Source organism: Mycobacterium mantenii (genome assembly GCF_001667865.1).
Classification (GTDB): Bacteria; Actinomycetota; Actinomycetes; order Mycobacteriales; family Mycobacteriaceae; genus Mycobacterium; species Mycobacterium mantenii_A.
Genome location: NZ_LZJP01000060.1, coordinates 1 through 18,505, shown reverse-complemented (window position 1 = coordinate 18,505; position 18,505 = coordinate 1). Strand labels below are relative to the sequence as shown.

Here is an 18,505-nt window from a genome sequence, read left to right as displayed (position 1 = left end):
CGCGACGGAGACATCCCGGCCACTTTGTCCCGATGACCGCTCGAAACGGATCCCGGTCCGTGGCCCGTCATGCCCAACTGTTCAATCCTCGCACTCCGAATGCTTGGCCATCGCCACCTCCTTCGTCGCCGGAGGACTGCCCGCAGCGGCACGGTCTGAAGACCCCGAGGACAGCAGCCGGACTGCGAAAAGCCGTACCGCCAAGCCTAATGCGTCCGGCGACGTGAACTCGAGATGGCCCTGGCGTGACGGTTCGGCGTTCGACGCGTCGGTGCGCCCGGTGCGGGCTATGAATCTAGGGGTGAGCAGCCACCATGTGAACCTGACCCCGCAGGAAAGCTCGTTGATCGGCGAGAGTCATCCCGCGGCCCTCACGCGCATGGACGAGAAGTCGCTGAAGAACCTGCAGAGCCGGCTTCGGCAAGCGCGTGAGAAGAATTCCAGCCTGTTGCGGCGTCAGGGCGCGGCCCGGGTGAAGGCCGAAGGTGCCCGCGGCTCCGCCCAGCCTGCCAACGAAAAGCGCGGCGAAAAGATGGAGATCTTCGACGAGGCACTGGCCCGGATAAGCGAGCGCCTTGGTGCCCTCGGCGGCAGCGAGTAGCGGCGAGGACTCCAACGACCTGACTCTTACGGCGCCTTTCTGAGATCGGCGAGCGAATTTCGAAACCCGCCGTCCATCCGGATCTGTACGGCGGCCACCGCCACCATGATCGCGGCGGTCACCAAGTGCACCACCGCGTCGGTGACGTTGTTGGGGAAGGTGAACACGAACGCGACCTGATGCGAGAAGAAGGCCCAAATGCCCGGCAGCGCACCGGCTATCGCGGCGAGCAGTAGGTACAGCACGGCCCACGACTTGCGCATCGCAAACACCAGGCCGGGAGCGAACAGCGCGAGGCCCGCGACGGCATGCCAGCCGTTGTAGTCCATTCCCAATAGCTGCACGGTCGGCGCGTCGGGCCCGGTCGCAAAGCTGGGATTGATGATGAAGCCGACCACCGCCTGAATGACGTGAACAACACAGATGATCAGCAGCCCGATCTGGGCGAAACTCCACCTCACATTGCACCCCCTTGTGCGCGGCAAGATGGCCCAAATACTACGTTCCGTAGTAGATCGGGTCAACGAAGGCAGCGGTTACGCCGTGCCGTTCCGTTCGATCCAATGGGTGAGCGCATCTTCGAGCGCGGTCGCGACGTCCACGCCGGCGCCGTCGGCGGCCTGCTCGAACCGCTCGACCAAGTCGGTGCGGACCGAGACGCCCAACCTGGAGTGCGACGGTTTCGGCTTCGGCGGCAGGTCGACGGGCACGTGCCGCGCGACGGACGCGTCGACGATTTCGCGAAGTGCCGGTATCTCGCCGAGCAACGCGTCGAGATCGTCGCGTTCGATACGCAGCAACTCGGCCGGCCCCATCGTCGTCACGGTCGCGGAACGCAGCCGCCCACGGTGCAGCGCCGACTCGCCGATCACCTCGCCCGGCCCCAGCGCGGCGACGCGGTCCTGCCCGACGTACACGCCCACCTCCCCGCTGAGCAGGACGTACACCGAGTCCGACGGGGTCTGCTCATGAATGAGCGGCAACGGGGCCGACGTCGTCGTGCGATGGGCTGCTCGGGCGAGACGCTGAAGTTCAGCATCCGAGAAGCTTTCGAACGTGGCGTACCGGCGTAGCCGACGAGCGTCTTCCTCGTATCGCTTCGCGTCTGCCTTCATAGCGGGCCCCTGACGTGCGATGTGCCGCTGACATCGAAGAGCGTAGCGCGAGTAGCCGGGTCGCCGACAGAATTAAATGCGGTCTAGACCGGCTGCGTCAGTTCCGGCCGGGAAGCCGCATTACCGTGCGCACGATGGGCAACAGCGACTTCTGCCAGAGAGTCCCCGGAATGCCAAGCGGCGGATCGAGATTGAACACCCGCGCGGTCGCGATCGTCTGCGATTCGGTGTACTTCAACAGACCCTCGGGGCCGTGCCGGCGGCCGACGCCGGACTGGCCCATGCCGCCCATCGGCGCGCTGAGGCTGCCCCAGGCGAACGCATAGCCCTCGTTGACGTTCACCGTCCCCGACCGCAGCCGGGCCGCGATCTGCTGGCCCTCCGCCGACGAGCCGGCCCACACGCTGGCGTTGAGTCCGTATTCGGTGGCATTGGCCTTCTCGACGGCCTCGTCCACGTCGGCGACGGGGTAGATCGAGACGACCGGCCCGAACGTCTCGTTGGCCGCGCACTCCATCTCCGGCGTGACGTCGGTCAGCACGGTCGGCTCGTAGAACAGCGGCCCGACGTCCGGCCGGGCCTTGCCGCCGGCAATCACCGTGGCGCCCTTGGCTTTCGCGTCATCCACGTGATCCGTCACGGTGTCCAGCTGGCCCGCGGAGATCAAGCTACCCATGTCGACCGAGAAGTCATACGCGGTGCCGAGCTTCATGTTCCGCACCGCGGCACCGAACTTGCCGGCGAAGTCGTCGGCGATGTCCTTCTCGACGTAAATCCGCTCGATGGAGATGCACAGCTGGCCCGCGTTGGAGAAGCACGCGCGGGTCGCCGCCTTGGCGGCCTTGTCGAGGTTCGCCCCCCGGGTGACGATCATCGCGTTCTTGCCCCCGAGCTCGGCCGAGAACCCGATCAGCCGGCGGCCGGCGTGTTCCGCGAGCTGGCGGCCGGTGGCCGTCGAACCGGTGAACATCAGGTAGTCGCAGTTGTCGATGATCGCGGTGCCGACCACCGAGCCCGGCCCGGGCACGACCGCGTAGAGCGCGCGCGGCAGCCCGGCCTTGTACAGAAGCTCGGCACACGCCAGCGCGCAATACGGCGTCTGGCTGTCCGGCTTGAGCACCACCGCGTTGCCGGCCAGCAGGGCCGGCACCGAGTCGGAGGCCGTCAGCGTCATGGGATAGTTCCACGGCGAAATCACCCCGACCACGCCCTTGGGCTGGTAACCGACCGTGGTCTTGCCGATCCCCGGGAGCAGCGACTGCACCGTGCGGGGCTTCAGCAGATCCTCCGACACACGCGCGTAGTAATTCGCGTTCGCCACCAGGTCGACGATCTCTTCCTGCGCGGCCCAGCGCGCCTTGCCCGCCTCCGCCTGCAGGAGATCCATCAGGAACTCGCGGTTTCCGACGACCAGGTCGCGATAGCGGCTGATGATCTCGACGCGCTCGGTGACCGGGCGGTTCGCCCAGTCGGCCTGGGCGGCGCGCGCTTCGGCGAACGCGGCTTCGACGTCTTCGGCCGTGGCGATCGGGATCGTCGTCAGCGGCTTGCCGGTGAAGACCTCGTCGATCGTCTTGGTCTGGCGGGCCGCGGGATCCTTGATCGCGGCCAACTGGCGCAGTCGGTCGAAGACTTCGGCTGACGGTGCGGGCATGTCATTACCTCCCGAGGAATCGCAGGCGTCCCGGACACCAGACTATGGCGCTTCCCGGCGGGCGTGCTCCGCCGCCTGTCGCGCTGCACCGCTGCTCACATCATCGGGGGAAATGGCAGCAGCCAGACCAGGGAGGGATCGATCGAGTCTCTGTGTTGCGGGCAATAGATCGCCACCGAAGCGCCGATGAAGAATCCGGCCTGCTTCAACGAAAGGTCGAACGACGGGTCGTGCGTCAGCTTCAGCGCCAGAAAGCTCGAGTCCTGACCCCTGTCGAATCCGGCGCACACCGCGTGGGCGTGCGCGATCGCACTGTCCCGGTCGCTGACATCGATGCCGTAATTCGCAAGCGCGTTGACGAAAGTATCGTCGGGTGCATCCGCCGATGCGGGCGCCGCGGCAAATAGCGCGGTGGCGGACACCAGAACCGCGCTGATCGCCGACCACTTCCCGCGACTCACCTCCAGTGCACCGCCCGGTGAGCCGGTCAACGCGGCATTGACAGAGGCACCTGCGCCGCGGTCGCGGCTTGCGTGCTCTGGCCGTTCGTTTCCGGGGCGCTCACCTCTCGGAGCTGCACGGGCTGAGAGCGCCAGCCGGCATACCCGAGTGCGGCGCTTATTGCCGTGTAGACAATCGCCTCGGTCCACATGAATCCGACCCCCCACTTCCTACCGAGGAAGATCGGTTCGTCGAGGATCCCTCTGGATGTGGCTACGGCATAGCCGGCGTGTGCGTATGCAATTCCGGCGAACGCTCCGCTGAAGAATTTGCATGCTTCTCGATTCATTTCTTTCTCCTGTTCCCAGGTTGCCACGAACTCGGGTGATCTCACTGTCGGTCCTGCACTCCGACGGGAGGTAGGGGCCAAAGTCCTCCCGCGCCGGACCCTTCGTCGCTTTCTCGGACCGTCGTCTAATGGGGGACTTCGGTCCCTATCGGGGAGTTTCTGCTAAATGGTCGAATTACTGCATCAATCACTCAAATTCGAGCATCTCGGACACAAAGGCTCGGCCGATGCGTCGTCGGACGATCAGCACAAGATGGAGGCGAACAAATGAATTTTTCGCCGAGGGTCGACACCGCGACGCGCATGTTCTCCCGGGTGTTGGGCCCGTACAACGCCATCGTGTGCGTCACCGGACTGCTGCGCAGGCGGTCGGAATTGCCCCTGCTCTCCGACATCGGGATATGGCCGTGGGCGACGGCCGCCCCGCTACTGATGATCGGTCTCGTCATCATCGCCCTGCACCCACACTGGCGAAGCGCGGCGGCGGTCATCGTCTCGGTACTGGGCTGGTTGATGGCCCTGCGCGGGTTCGCCCTGCTGGCCTTTCCCGGGCTCTTCTCGTCGATCGTCGGCTCGGTGACGAACGTCGGGGCACACCGCACGATCTACGCCGTTCTCGGCGTGATCGGCCTGTACCTGACCTACGTTGGCTGGGCGCCCGCAGCGGGTCAATCCGAGCTGCACGAGTTGAGTTCGACGAGGGACGAACATGTCTCGCGTGACTAGGTCGGCGTGAAACGACCCTGGCACAGCCCGCCCTGAGCTTCAACGGATTTGACGGGTTAGGCGCAGCGACGAGGGGGTAAGAGCATAGGCAGTGCGCAACCAAGGTCGGTTCGATGTGATCGCCCGAGAAATGGTCCAGGGGGCTTCGGGCGTGTGTTGCCTGCTCCTCGATCGCGATCTGCGGATCCGCGCGGCCAGCACGGACTACGAGCGCGTCACGCTGCGGCAGCACGGCGAACTTCCCGGGCAGTACCTCTTCGACGCCTTCCCGGACAATCCCAAGGACCCGCATGCCGACGGGACCGCGAAGCTCGCATCGTCGCTGGAGACCGCGATGCAAAGCGGCCACACCCACACGATGCGGATGCAGCGCTACGACATTCCCGATCCCGCCGCGCCCGATGAATTCCTGCCGAAGGTGTGGAGTCCGACGAACTCCCCGTTGCTCGATCACGGCGAGCTGGTCGGCGTGGTGCACCGCGTGGAGGAAGTCGCGCAGAGCCGGCAACTTCTCGACGAGGTGGCGCGCGACATCGATCACGGTGTCGCCTGGGATCCGGCAGACCTGCTGCACACCCTCGCGGCCGTCAGCGCCGTGGAAACCGGCCGTCACCTCCAGCGCCAGCGCGCGTTGGCCACGGAGAACAAGCAACTGATGCGCGCGATCGCGACCCGAGACATGATCGGCCAGGCCAAGGGCATGGTCATGGAGCGATTCAATATCGACGCGGATGAGGCGTTCGGCCTGCTGACCAGGCTCTCGCAGGAAACGAACACCAGGGTTGAGGAGATCGCCCGCAACTTGGTGCACGCGGATCTTCCGCCGCGTTCGAGCTGAGCCGGTTCGCCGGCCGATCAGACTTCGCCGGCCGATCAGAGGACGTGCAGGCCCTGGGCCAGCTGGGAAATCCCGACCACCGTGAACAGGGCCACCAGGATGTGCCGGTGGTAGGTCCGCACCCAGTTGTGCAACACGAGCAAGAAGGCTTGAGTTTTCGCCGGCGTGGCGACGTAGCCGACCAGGATGACCTCGATGACGGCGTACATCAGGAGGATGAACGCCACGGAGGCGCCGGCCTGCGCGGTGACGGAGGCACCCGATGCCGCGATGATGGCGACGATGAAGAGGACGCCGTCGATGGGCACCGAGATGATGCCGATCACCCATGCCACCCACGAGGAGCCGCTGTCCCAGGCGTTGTGCATGCGGACGAGTAGTCGCCGGAATGGGGATGGGTCCTCGGTCGGCTCGTCCTGCACCCGGGTCAGCAACCGCGGCATCGCGATCGGTGCCCCGGAGACCGTCGACAACGCGGGGGATCGGTCGTCCTCGGGTGCGGGTTGGGATCGACGGGTAACGAAGCGCACGGTCATAACTGCGGCGATCGACAGGCCGACCACGCCAAGGCCGATTTGGATCTTCCCGAGGTTCGAGGTCGTCGACTGGGCGGCCGAACCGTGCGCGACGTGTCCGAACATCGGCGTGAAATTCAGCAGGATCAGCGGGATGAGCAACTCGGGTATGCACACCGTCAACCCGCCGAGCCAGTAGGCGAGCAGGCTCGGCCCGGGCCGCGGACGCGAAATCATCAGCAGGGCGAGACCGAGACGGACCGGATTGAGCGCAGCCAGGATCCCCAAACCCAGCACTGACCCCCACATGGTTCCCGGCTCTACCCGCGAACGCGGGGGACTAAACGCCGCCGAAAGGTGGATCAGCGCTGCGAAATCCGTTTCGGCAAAGCTGGCTATGAATCAGCTGTGTGTGCCCAATCGTGATCTCGTTCAACAGTTTTCAATAGCGCTGCGCGACGCGTTGCAGGCCAGGTGAGAGACCGGATCCGCAGGCCGGAATACCGCCCGTCCGCGGTGTGCGCTTTCTGCGGCCAGCGTTAGCCGGCTGGCTTGTCGCCCCGTCGCCGGCGAACCCCGCACATGCCTTAGGTGGGTGAGAACAATCACAAACTGCCTGCGTGCGGGCGTGTCTAGATGCCCGCAGATCGCCCTTAGCAAACCGCGCCGAGGCGGGGCCGACGGCGGATTCCGCTCGCCGGCAGGCGAATGCGCGGACGGATCCTGGGGTCAGGCGGCGCGGGTCACGCCAACTGGTCGCAGCTACGGGATAGTACGCAGTGGCGATCGCCGATCGCATGACACTGGACTCCGAGCTAGCAATCGTCCGTACGTTTTTGCATGGTGGAGGCCTGGCCGATCCGGAGTCCTGCTGCGCCAGTGGTGAATTCGAGATACGCAGCTAGAGGGGGTTGATTCACGTGCTTGGGTTGATTCAACCGGTTGCGTCGTCGTTGCGACCGCCGACATCGGGGACACGGCGGCATCACGAGCAAACACTTTGTGATTGCGTCAACATCATCCCGCCCGGCAGCAACGGCAAACGACGACAGCCGGAGTCCGGCGGCGGGGAGCGGGTCGACGGGGCGTTCGGGACGCGAGATGAACCCGGACGCCCCCGCGACACATTACTTTCGCTAAGTAGCAAAAATCCGGCGGAATAGTAGTGTGAAAGCTGATTGGTTATGTGAGAACGGGATTCGCATGTTTTGTGCAAGAGCGGGTGGGTACCCCGCGACCGTGGATCGCGACGGCGAAAGTCGCGCAATCCGTTCGCCAGGGCTGCACAGCCGGTGAACGGCGACTGTCGCCGAAGGGTCGGGATGGGTACCGCGACCGCCGCGTTGCGGTGCTTCCCCTCACGACTGAGCCCGGCGGTGCAAAAACCCGCCGCGCGGGCCGGTCGACATACTGGCCGAGCCTGACGGCTCAATCCTCAAGCGCCGCAACCAAGTTCGTGCTGCGCGTGCGGCGTAACTTTGTAATTTGCGTCTCGATGTTTAGGGGGTCCATCCGATGCCGCTCAATCCGTTTGATGACGACAATGGCCGTTTTTTCGTCTTGGTCAATAACGAAGAACAACACAGTCTTTGGCCGACATTTACCGACATTCCCGCCGGTTGGAGGGTAGTTTTTGGGGAAGCCGACCGCGCCAGCTGCCTGCAATACGTCGAAGAAACTTGGCCCGATATACGGGCGAAAAGCCTGCGCGACACGCTGAGGGCGCCAGTTTGTGATCAGTAGACCGATGTCGGTATGAAGGGTTTTGGGGTCAAACTTTTGGTGGGGGTCTGTTAGTGGAGCGTGGTGACCGGGCACTTCCGGTGACGCGAGGCCAGCTGGACATCTGGCTGGCGCAGCAAACGGGTTTTTTCGACGTCGCCTGGCAGTTGGGTGTGCTCGTACATATCGAGGGCGCCATAGACGTCGGCCTGCTGCATCAGGCGATGCGACACGTGGTGGCCGAAGCCGAAAGCCTGCGGGCCTCGTTCTTCGAGGAGGACGGCCAGGTCTTCCAGAAGGCCGTCGACTACGACGATGTCGATCTGGTCTTCTACGACCTGACCGACTCGCGCGATCCTGAGCGGGAAGTACGCGAGACGGCTTCATCGATTCAGCGAACGCCGATGTCGCTCACCGGCCCAATGATCAAGTTCGCGTTGTTCCGGACCGCGCCCGACGAGTACTACTGGTTCACGACCTGCCACCACATCGCCATCGACGGGATGGGCATTGCGCTGGTCGGCCGGCGAATCGCAGCGGTCTATTCCGCGCTCGCCTCCGGAAAACCGATTCCGCCTGCCTTCTTCGGCTCGCTGCACGACCTCGTCAGCGGCGAGTTGGATTACGAGGCTTCGCCGAAATACGTTGAAGACAGGGAATACTGGACCGAGCACCGCCCCGAGGGCGACGGTGCGGGATACGCGTCGACCGCGGCCGACGATGGGCGCGACCCGTATTCGCCCTCTCCGCCGGTGCAACTGGATCAGGCGGTTGTCGGCAAGGTCAAAGAGCTGTCCAAAGCGCTTGGCATCCGTCGGTCATCGGTGCTCACCGCGGCGTGCGCGCTGCTGGTGCGCGGCTGGTCCGCCGATGGCTCCGACGAAGTCGTGCTCGACTTTCCGGTCAGCCGGCGCGTCGATCCGGCGTCGAAGACGCACCCCGGAATGCTCGCCGGGGTCGTGCCACTGGTGTTGAACGCTGCGCCGGACACGACGTTCGCCGACTTCTGCCGGCACGTCGACGTGCGATCGCGAGAAGCTCTGCGGCATCAGCAATTCCCGACCCGCACGCTGGACGGCGAGGGTCACTTCAACGGTCCGAGGCAGACGCCCAACCGGGTGGTGGTCAACTTCGTCCCGGCCCGCCTCACGCTGAGCCTCGGCGACGTGCCGGCGACCGCGAAATACACCAGCTTCGGCCCGGTCGGCCACTTCGGGCTGTTCTTCCTCGGATTCGGCGATCAGCAGTTCCTCAGCACGGTGGGCACCGGACAGCCCTTCTCCAATTTCGACGTTTCGGATCTGGCGGAGCGGCTGCAGCGGATTCTGGCGGCCATCGCCGCCGATCCGAGCCTGCGGTTGTCGTCGTTGGATGTGCTCCGCACCGATGAGCACGCCCGCCTGGAAGAGGTTGGTAATCAAGCGGTTTGGACGCGTCCGGCAAGCGCACCGCTATCGGTGCCGGAGCTGTTCGGCACGCACGTAGACCGTTCACCCGAGGCGGTAGCGGTGGTCTGCGAGGGCCGCTCCATGACCTATCGCGAGCTGGACGACGCCGCTAATCGATTGGCGCACTTGCTCGTCGGTCAGGGTGCCGGCCCGGGCGAGTATGTGGCATTGTTGCTGCCGCGTTCGGCCGAGGCCATCGTGTCGATCATGGCGGTGCTCAAAACCGGGGCCGCCTACCTGCCCATCGAACCGACGTCACCGGACGCGCGGATCGGCTTCATGCTCGCCGACGCCGGCCCGGTTGCCGCCGTCACCACCGCCGATCTCGCCGACCGCTTCGACGGCCACGAAGTGGCGGTCATCGACATCGCCGATCCGCATATCGACACCCAACCGGCCACGGCGCTGCCCGGGCCGGACCCGGCCGGCATCGCCTACCTGATCTACACCTCGGGCACCACCGGTGTGCCCAAAGGCGTTGCAATCACTCACCGCAACGTCACCCAGCTGTTGGGCTCGCTGGACGCGGGGCTGCCGGCCGCGGGGGTGTGGTCTCAGTGCCACTCCTACGCATTCGACGTTTCGGTGTGGGAGATGTTCGGCGCACTACTGCGCGGCGGACGCGTGGTGGTGGTGTCTGAGGACGTAGCCCGTTCACCCGAGGAGCTCCACGACGTCCTGGTGGGCGAGGAAGTCAGCGTGCTGACGCAGACCCCGACGGCGGCCGCAATGCTGTCGCCGGAGGGTCTGGACTCGGTGTCGCTCGCGGTCGTCGGTGAGGCCTGCCCCGCCGAGGTGGTGGACCGCTGGGCGCCGGGGCGCGTGATGGTCAACGCGTACGGCCCCAGCGAGACGACGATGTGTGTGGCGATCAGCGCACCGCTGACGAAAGGTTCTGGGAAGCCACCGATCGGGTCGCCGGTCGACGGCGCCGCGTTGTTCGTCCTCGACGGGTGGCTGCGCCCGGTGCCCACCGGCGTGGTCGGTGAGCTGTACGTCGCCGGCCGCGGGGTGGCCGCCGGGTACGTGGGCCGGTCCGGACTGACCGGGTCGCGGTTTGTCGCCTGTCCCTTCGGTGACCCGGGCGAGCGGATGTACCGCACCGGAGACCTGGTGTGCTGGGGCGACGACGGTCAGCTGCGCTACCTCGGGCGCGCTGACGATCAGGTCAAGATCCGCGGATATCGCATCGAACTCGGCGAAATCGAGGCGGCGCTGGCGGGGCTGGATGGGGTAGAGGTCGCCGTGGTGATCGCCCGCGAGGACCGCCCCGCCGCCTTGCGGCTGGTGGGTTACGTCACCGGGACCGTCGACCCCGCCGAGGCGCGCGCCGCCCTGGCCGAACGGCTGCCGGCCTACATGGTGCCGACCGCGGTGATGGTGCTGGAGCAGCTGCCCCTGACGGTCAACGGCAAGCTCGAGACCCGCGCCCTGCCGGCACCCGACTACCACGCGGGCGAATATCGCGCCCCGGGCAACGCGGTCGAGGAGATCCTGGCCGGCATCTACGCCGAGGTGCTCGGGGTGGAGCGGGTCGGCGTCGACGAGTCGTTCTTCGAGCTCGGCGGCGACAGCATCCTGTCGCTGCAGGTGGTCGCGCGGGCGCGGGCCGCGGGCCTGACCTGCCGGCCGCGGGACGTCTTCGTCGAACAGACCGTGGCCCGGCTGGCCCGGGTCGCCGGCGTGACCGACGGGGCATCCGACGTGGTCGACGAGGGTGTCGGCCCGGTGCCGGCCACCCCGATCATGCGGTGGCTGCAGGGCATCGAAAGCTTTGGCGGCCCGATCGATCAGTTCAACCAGACCGTGATGGTCCAGGCCCCCGCCGGGGTGACGGCGGCCGACGTCGCAAAGGTGTTGCAGGCCTTGGTCGATCGGCACGCGATGCTGCGACTGCGCGTCGACAGGGACGAAGCCGGCGGCTGGTCGTTGCAGGCACCCGAGCCCGGCTCGGTGCGGGCCGGGGACTGCCTGCGATCGGTGGACGAGTTGTCCGACGAGGCGCTGCTGGACGCGCGGTCGCGGTTGAACCCGGCCGCCGGGTCCATGCTGAGCGCGCTGTGGGTCGAGCCCACCGGGCAGTTGACGGTGATCATTCACCACCTGGCCGTCGACGCGGTGTCGTGGTGGATCTTGTTGGAAGACCTCAACGTTGCCTGGGCGCTGCACAGCGCGGGGCAGCCGGTGGAGTTGCCGCCGGCGGGCACGTCCTTCGCCAAGTGGGCGACACTGCTGACCGAACACGCCCGCCGCCCCGACGTCGTCCGTCAGGCGGGCGCCTGGAAGAGGGTGACGGCGACTCCCGCCGCGCTGCCCGCGGCCAACCCCGAGCTGGACACCTATGCCTCGGCCGGGCGCATGTCGGTGGAGCTGGATGCCGAGACGACCGGGGCGCTGATCGGTGAGGTGCCGACGGCGTTCCATGCCGGCATCCAGGACATCTTGTTGATCGCGTTCGGCCTGGCCTGGGCCGAATTCCTGGGTGACGCCGCCGAATCGATCGGCATCGACGTCGAGGGCCACGGGCGTCACGAGGAACTCGCGGCCGACATCGACCTGTCCCGCACCGTCGGCTGGTTCACCACCAAGTACCCGGTGTCGCTGGGCGTGGCCGGGTTGAGCTGGGCGCAGGTGGCGGACGGCGACGCGGCGCTGGGACCGGTGATCAAAGCCGCCAAGGAGCAGCTGCGGACCCTGCCGGAGCCGCTGACCTACGGGCTGCTGCGTTACCTGAACACCGAGGTTGACCTGGCCGGGCCCGACCCGTCGATCGCCTTCAACTACCTGGGACGTCAAGGCGCAGCGTCTGATTCGACGGGCGAGGGCTGGCGGATCAGCCAGCAGGGTCTGTCGCTGATCGGTGCGGCCGCGGCGGTGCCCATGCCGCTGACGCACACCGTCGAGCTCAACGCCGGCACCATCGATACCGGCGGCGGCCCGCACCTGCATGCCGAATGGACTTGGGCGCCATCGGTTCTCGACGCCAACCAGATCACCCGACTGAGCCGGCTGTGGTTCGAGGCGTTGGCCGGCGTGTGCGCGCACGTGCGTTCCGGTGGGGGCGGACTGACGCCGTCGGACATCGCGCCGGCCCGCCTGACCCAGCAGCAGATCGACGAGTTGCAGCGTCAGCACCACATCGCCGACATCCTGCCGTTGACGCCGCTGCAGCAGGGCCTGCTCTTCCACTCCAGCACCGCGCAGGGCAGCGACGACATGTACGCGGTGCAACTGGATTTCACCCTCACCGGACCGCTGGACCCCGATCGCCTGCGCGACGCGGTGCACACCGTGGTCAACCGGCACCCCCACCTGGCGGCGCTGTTCTGCGAACAGTACGACGAGCCGGTGCAGATAATCCCGGCCGATCCCGTCGTCGAGTGGCGCTACCTCGAGCTCGACGGCACCGACGCGGCCGAGGCCGACGAGCTGATCGAGCAGCTGTGCGTTTCCGAGCGCGCCGCGGTGCGCGACCTCGCCGGCCAGCCCGCGTTCCGCGCCGCGCTAATCCGCACCGCGGACCGTCGGCACCGGTTCCTGCTCACCAATCACCACATCCTGCTGGACGGCTGGTCGCTGCCGATCCTGCTGCGCGAAATCTTCACCAGCTACTACGGGGAACGGCTGCCCGCCGCCGGCTCCTACCGGGCGTTCCTCACCTGGCTGGCCGACCGGGACCTCGACGCCGCCCGCGAGGCCTGGGGTGAGGTGCTGAACGGCTTTCACACGCCCACCCTGGTCGCGCCGGAGGGCCGACTGGGACAGGGCAGCCGCGGCTTCGAAAAGTCTTGTGTGCCTGAGCAAACCACCAGGGCGCTCACCGAGCTGGCCCGCTCCTGCCACACCACCGTCAGCACGGTGCTGCAGGCGGCCTGGGCGGTGGTACTGACGTCGCTCACCGGTCAGCACGACGTCGTCTTCGGCACCCCGCGGTCCCGCGTCGGGCAGCTGGAGGTCGACGACGCCGAATCGATGGTCGGGCTGCTGATCAACACGGTGCCGGTGCGTGCCAACATCGGCGTGACCACCACCGCCGCCGAGCTGCTGGCCCAGTTGCAGAGCAGCCACAACGACGCGCTCGAGCACCAGCACCTGGCGCTCAGCGAGATTCACCGCGTCACCGGCCACGATCAACTCTTCGACACGCTGTTCGTCTACGAGAACTACCCCGTCGAGAGCGGCATGACGTTGGGCGCCGACGGGCTGGCCATCGCCGAGCTCACCAACCGGGAGTACAACCACTACCCGCTGACCGTGGAGGCCCTGCCGGGCAGCGAGCTCGGTCTGCACATCGAGTACGACGCCGACGTGTTCGACGGCGCCGGTATCGCGTCGCTCCTCGACCGATTCCAGCGCGTGCTGGTGGCGATGACCAGCGATCCCACCCGGCGGCTGTCGGCGATCGAGCTGCTGGATCGCGGTGAGCGCGAGCTGGTGCTGTCGCGGTTGTCGGGCGCCGAGGTCACGGGGCCGGTCGGGGTGGCGCCGCAGCTGTTGACCCAGGCGCTGGCGATCGCCCCGGACGCGCCGGCGGTGGTCGACGGCGAGCGGGAATTGTCGTACCGCGAACTCGACGAGTGGTCGACGCGGCTGGCCCTGGCGCTGATCGAAGCGGGCGTCGGCCCGGAGCGCGCCGTGGGCGTGGCGATGGGCCGATGCGCCGAATTGGTGGTCGCGTGGTGGGCCGTGGTCAAGGCCGGCGGCATCCATGCGCCGGTGGATCTGGACCACCCGGTCGACCGGGTCGCCTCGGCGCTGAACGCCGTCGACGCGGTGTGCGTGTTGACCCGAGGTAGTGACGAGGTCGCCGGCGCGGGGACGCGCCCGGTCCTGCGGATCGACGGGCTGGACCTGTCGGGGCGCAGCTCCGAGGCGATCACCGACGCCGACCGTCTGGCGCCGCTGACCGCCGACGACAGCGCCTACGTGATCTTCACCTCGGGTTCCACCGGCACCCCTAAAGCCGTGCTGGTGAGCCACGCCGGTCTGCTGGGATGGGCTGCGGCGCAATGTGATTCATGCGGGTTGAACACCGATACCCGGGTGCTGATGGTGGCGTCGCCGACGTTCGATGCGTCGGTGGGCGAGATGGCGATGGCCGCGGCGGCGGGGGCCGCGCTGGTGGTGGCACCGCCGCAGGTGTACGCCGGCGAACCGCTGACCGCCCTGCTGCAGAACCAGCGCGTGAGCGCCGCATTCCTGACCCCGACGGTGCTGTCGTCGCTGGATCACGCCCGGCTGCCCGGCTTCGACACGGTGATGGTCGGCGGTGAGGCCTGCCCGAAAGAATTGGTGACCACCTGGGCGCCAGGCCGGCGGATGTTCAATGTCTACGGCCCGAGCGAAACCACCATCTGGGTCAGCCTCACCGCACCCCTGCCGGCCGACGGCCCGGTCCGCATCGGCACCCCACTCGCGGGTGCGTGCGTGTTCGTCCTCGACGCCTGGCTGAAGCCGGTTCCGGTCGGCGTGGTGGGCGAGCTGTATGTGAGTGGGCCGGCGCTGGGGCACGGCTACATGGGCCGGGTGGACCTGACGGCGGAACGGTTCGTGGCCAACCCGTTCGGCGCTGCCGGGTCCCGCATGTACCGCACCGGCGACCTGGCCCGCTGGACCCGCGACGGCGACTTGGACTTCGTCGGCCGCGCCGACAGCCAGATCAAGCTGCGCGGCCAGCGCATCGAACTGGGCGAGATCGAGAACACGCTGCTGGCCTGCCCGCAGGTCACTCAGGCCGCCGTGACGGTGCTGGACAGCGCCACCGGTTCCCATCTGGTCGCCTACGTCACGCTCGATCACACCATCGGCGCCGACCACGACGAGGACAACGTCGAAGAGTGGCAACACCTTTACGACGATCTGTACGGCGCGGACCTCGAAGCCGGATTCGGCATGGACTTCCGCGGCTGGAACAGCAGCTACAGCGGCGACCCGATCCCGCTTGCGGAGATGGTCGAATGGCGGGCCGCCACGGTGGACCGGATCGTCGCCCTGCAGCCGCGGCGCGTCCTCGAGATCGGCGCGGGCTCGGGCTTGCTGCTGGCGCAGCTCGCCCCGCAGGCGCAAGAGTATGTGGCCACCGACTTCTCGCCGGTGGCGATCGAGAACCTGGCCCGCTCGCTGGAGCAGCTGCAGTTGCCCTGGCGCGACCGGGTTGCGCTGCGGACCCAGCCGGCCCACGTCACCGAAGGCCTGCCGCGCGGCCACTTCGACACCATCATCCTGAACTCGGTCGTCCAGTACTTCCCGAACGCGGGATACCTGGCCGAGGTCATCGACAACGCCATGGAGCTGCTGGCCCCCGGCGGGGCGCTGTTCGTCGGCGACGTCCGTAACCACAGCCTGCAGGGCGCGTTCCAGACCGCGATCGCGCTGGCCCGCGGCGGCACCGAGCTCACCGAGGCCGCGGACCTCCGCAAGCGGGTGCGCCACGCCATGCTGGGTGAAACCGAATTGCTCTTGGCCCCAGAGTTTTTCACCACCTGGGCGGTCAACTGTGCCGCGGCCGGCGGCGTCGACATCCAGGTCAAACGCGGATTCGCCGACAACGAGCTGAACCGGTACCGCTACGACGTCGTCATCCGCAAGGCGCCCGCATCCGTGCGTTCCGTGGGCGACGCACCCACCTGGTCGTGGGCCGAGTGCGCGGGCTCCGAAGGGCTGCGCGACGTGTTGGCGTCCCAACGGCCCGCCGTCGTCCGCGTCACCGACATCCCGCAGGCCGGGGTCGCCGCCGACGTCTGCGTCGAAACCGCGCTCGCCGAGGGACAACCCGTGGCCGACGCGCTCGCCCAAGCCGAGTCCGTCGCCGATGCCGCCGTCGCCGAAGAGGTGCACCGCATCGGCGAGTCACTCGGGTATCGCGTCGCGGTGACCTGGGGTGCCCAATCCGGCACTCTGAGCGCCGTTTTCGTCGACGCTGCCGACACCACCCCGTTGACCGACCTCTACCTGCCGCCCACCGGGTCTCGGCGCCGCACCAGCCACGCCAACGATCCCCGCACCAACACCAAGATCGGCGAGGTGCGCGAGCGGCTGAGCGCATGGCTGCCGGAATACATGGTGCCGACACACATTGTGGCGCTTGAGGAATTCCCGATGACCTCGTCGGGCAAGCTGGACCGCAAGGCTCTGCCGGAACCGGAATACCAGGACGTGGATCGTTACCGCGCCCCGGCCACCGCGGCCGAGGAGATCCTGGTGGGCATCTACGCCCAGGTGCTCGGCCTGGAGCGGGTCGGCGTCGACGACTCGTTCTTCGACCTCGGTGGGGATTCCCTGTCGGCGATGCGCCTGATCGCCGCGGTCAACACCAGCCTGAACTCCGATCTCGGTGTCCGGGCGGTGTTCGAGGCGCCGACGGCCGCGGAGCTGGCGCTTCTTGCCGGCGGCGACGCCGATCGGCCCGAGCCGTTGGTGGCGGGGGAGCGCCCGGCGGTGATTCCGCTGTCCTTCGCCCAGACCCGGTTGTGGTTCATCGACCAATTCCAAGGGCCCTCACCGATTTACAACGTCACCGTGGCGTTGCGGCTGTGCGGGCACCTGGACACCGGCGCGCTGGCCGCGGCGCTGGCCGATGTCGTGGGCCGCCACGAAAGCCTGCGCACGGTGTTCGCGTCGGCCGACGGAATCCCGCAGCAGGTGGTGGTTCCCGCCGAGCAGATCGGCTTCGCCTGCGGCGTCGTGGATGCCCGCGGATGGCCGGAGGACCGGCTGCGTGAGCGCATGGCGGCGGCCGCCCAGTACGCGTTTGACCTGTCGAGCGAAAGCCCGCTACACACAGAGCTTTTCACCGTCGACGACGATGAGCACATGCTGGTGGTCGCGGTGCACCACATCGCCGCCGACGGCTGGTCGATCACACCCTTCGCGCGTGACCTCGGGGTGGCGTACGCCAGCCGGTGCGCTGGGCACGCCCCCGACTGGGCGCCGCTGGCGGTGCAGTACGTCGACTACACCCTGTGGCAGCGCGCCTATCTCGGCGACGTGGAAGACAGCGGCAGCCGCATCGCCGCGCAACTCGACTTCTGGGCGGACGCCCTCGCCGGGCTGCCCGAACGCCTGCAGCTGCCCACCGACCGGCCCTACCCGCAGGTCGCCGACCACCGCGGCGCCCGGCTGGCGGTCAACTGGCCGGCGGAGCTGCAGCAACAACTGCGCCGGGTAGCCCGCGAGCACAACGCGACCAGCTTCATGGTGATCCAGGCCGCCTTCGCCGCGCTGCTCTCCAAGATCAGCGCCAGTGACGATGTGGCCGTTGGCTTTCCGATCGCCGGGCGTCCCGAACCCGCGCTCGACGAACTGATCGGCTTCTTCGTCAACACCCTGGTGCTGCGCGTCGATGTCGCCGGGGACCCGACCTTCACCGAGTTGCTGGCCCAGGTGCGCCGGCGCAGCCTGGCCGCATTCGAGCACCAGGACGTGCCCTTCGAACTGCTGGTGGAGCGGCTCAACCCCACCCGAAGCCTGACCCATCACCCGCTGATTCAGGTGCTGCTGGGCTGGGAGAATTTCCCGGGGGAGGTCAGCACCCCCGCCGCCGGGCTGGCGCTGGGCGACCTGCAGGTCACCCCGATGCCGCTGCATACCGACACCGCCCGCATGGACCTGACGTTCTCCCTGGCCGAACGGTTCACCGAGTCCGGTCAGCGCGCCGGCATCGCCGTAACGGCCGAATACCGCACCGACGTGTTCGATGCGGACACCGTCGAGGCGATGATCGGACGGCTGCAGCGGCTGCTGACCGCCGTCACCGCCGAGCCGCAGCGGCGGTTGTCCTCGGTGGATCTGCTGGACACCACCGAGCACGCCCGACTCGCGACGTGGGGCAACCAAGCGGTGCTGGCCGAGCCGATGGAACCGGTGACCGTCGCGGGGCTGTTCGCCGCGCAGGCGGCCCGCACCCCGGACGCGGTGGCGGTGCGGTTCGAGGGCCGGTCGTGGACGTACCGGGAGCTCGACGAGGCGGCCAACCGGTTGGCGCACGTGCTGGCCGGCCGCGGGGCGGGTCCGGGTGATTTTGTCGCGCTGCTGTTTTCGCGCTCGGCCGAGGCGATCGTGGCGATCCTGGCGGTGCTCAAGTCCGGGGCGGCGTAT

General features: G+C 67.6%; 10 protein-coding genes. 5 read left to right on the top strand and 5 right to left on the bottom strand.

The window, feature by feature from the left end; all coding sequences use genetic code 11:
- Window positions 1-103: 103 nt before the first annotated feature.
- On the top strand, window positions 104-601 hold the full coding sequence (locus A5688_RS28090) for a hypothetical protein (RefSeq protein ID WP_242663202.1): 498 nt from the start codon (window positions 104-106) through the stop codon (window positions 599-601).
- Window positions 602-627: 26 nt separating this feature from the next.
- Here the strand turns inward: A5688_RS28090 and A5688_RS09310 are convergent, their stop codons facing one another.
- From A5688_RS09310 to A5688_RS09295, 4 genes are all read right to left on the bottom strand, one after another.
- Complete coding sequence (locus tag A5688_RS09310) at window positions 628-1,062, bottom strand: DUF4383 domain-containing protein (protein ID WP_067828403.1); 435 nt, start codon at window positions 1,060-1,062, stop codon at window positions 628-630.
- 75 nt (window positions 1,063-1,137) lie between these two features.
- On the bottom strand, window positions 1,138-1,716 hold the full coding sequence (locus A5688_RS09305) for a cyclic nucleotide-binding domain-containing protein (RefSeq protein WP_067828400.1): 579 nt from the start codon (window positions 1,714-1,716) through the stop codon (window positions 1,138-1,140).
- A gap of 97 nt (window positions 1,717-1,813) precedes the next feature.
- Window positions 1,814-3,370, bottom strand: a complete 1,557-nt coding sequence (locus tag A5688_RS09300) for a succinic semialdehyde dehydrogenase (RefSeq protein ID WP_067908146.1) — start codon at window positions 3,368-3,370, stop codon at window positions 1,814-1,816.
- Window positions 3,371-3,465: 95 nt separating this feature from the next.
- Window positions 3,466-3,831 (bottom strand): DUF732 domain-containing protein, encoded by a 366-nt coding sequence (locus A5688_RS09295; protein ID WP_067828395.1) that lies wholly within the window; start codon window positions 3,829-3,831, stop codon window positions 3,466-3,468.
- 596 nt (window positions 3,832-4,427) lie between these two features.
- Here A5688_RS09295 and A5688_RS09285 point away from each other — a divergent pair.
- Window positions 4,428-4,886 (top strand): hypothetical protein, encoded by a 459-nt coding sequence (locus tag A5688_RS09285; protein WP_067828392.1) that lies wholly within the window; start codon window positions 4,428-4,430, stop codon window positions 4,884-4,886.
- Window positions 4,887-4,977: 91 nt separating this feature from the next.
- Window positions 4,978-5,724: an ANTAR domain-containing protein gene (locus tag A5688_RS09280; protein WP_067908143.1), complete on the top strand. Its 747-nt coding sequence runs from the start codon at window positions 4,978-4,980 to the stop codon at window positions 5,722-5,724.
- Between the two features lie 35 nt (window positions 5,725-5,759).
- Here the strand turns inward: A5688_RS09280 and A5688_RS09275 are convergent, their stop codons facing one another.
- A complete protein-coding gene (locus A5688_RS09275; protein WP_067828386.1) occupies window positions 5,760-6,548 on the bottom strand; it encodes a GAP family protein in 789 nt (262 codons plus the stop codon).
- 1,206 nt (window positions 6,549-7,754) lie between these two features.
- Here A5688_RS09275 and A5688_RS26825 point away from each other — a divergent pair.
- The gene (locus A5688_RS26825; protein ID WP_082951050.1) at window positions 7,755-7,982 is read left to right on the top strand and encodes an MbtH family protein; all 228 of its coding nucleotides are present in this window, start codon (window positions 7,755-7,757) and stop codon (window positions 7,980-7,982) included.
- 53 nt (window positions 7,983-8,035) lie between these two features.
- Window positions 8,036-18,505 (top strand): non-ribosomal peptide synthetase (locus tag A5688_RS09270; protein ID WP_120312511.1); only part of this gene is annotated, 10,470 nt, incomplete at its 3' end.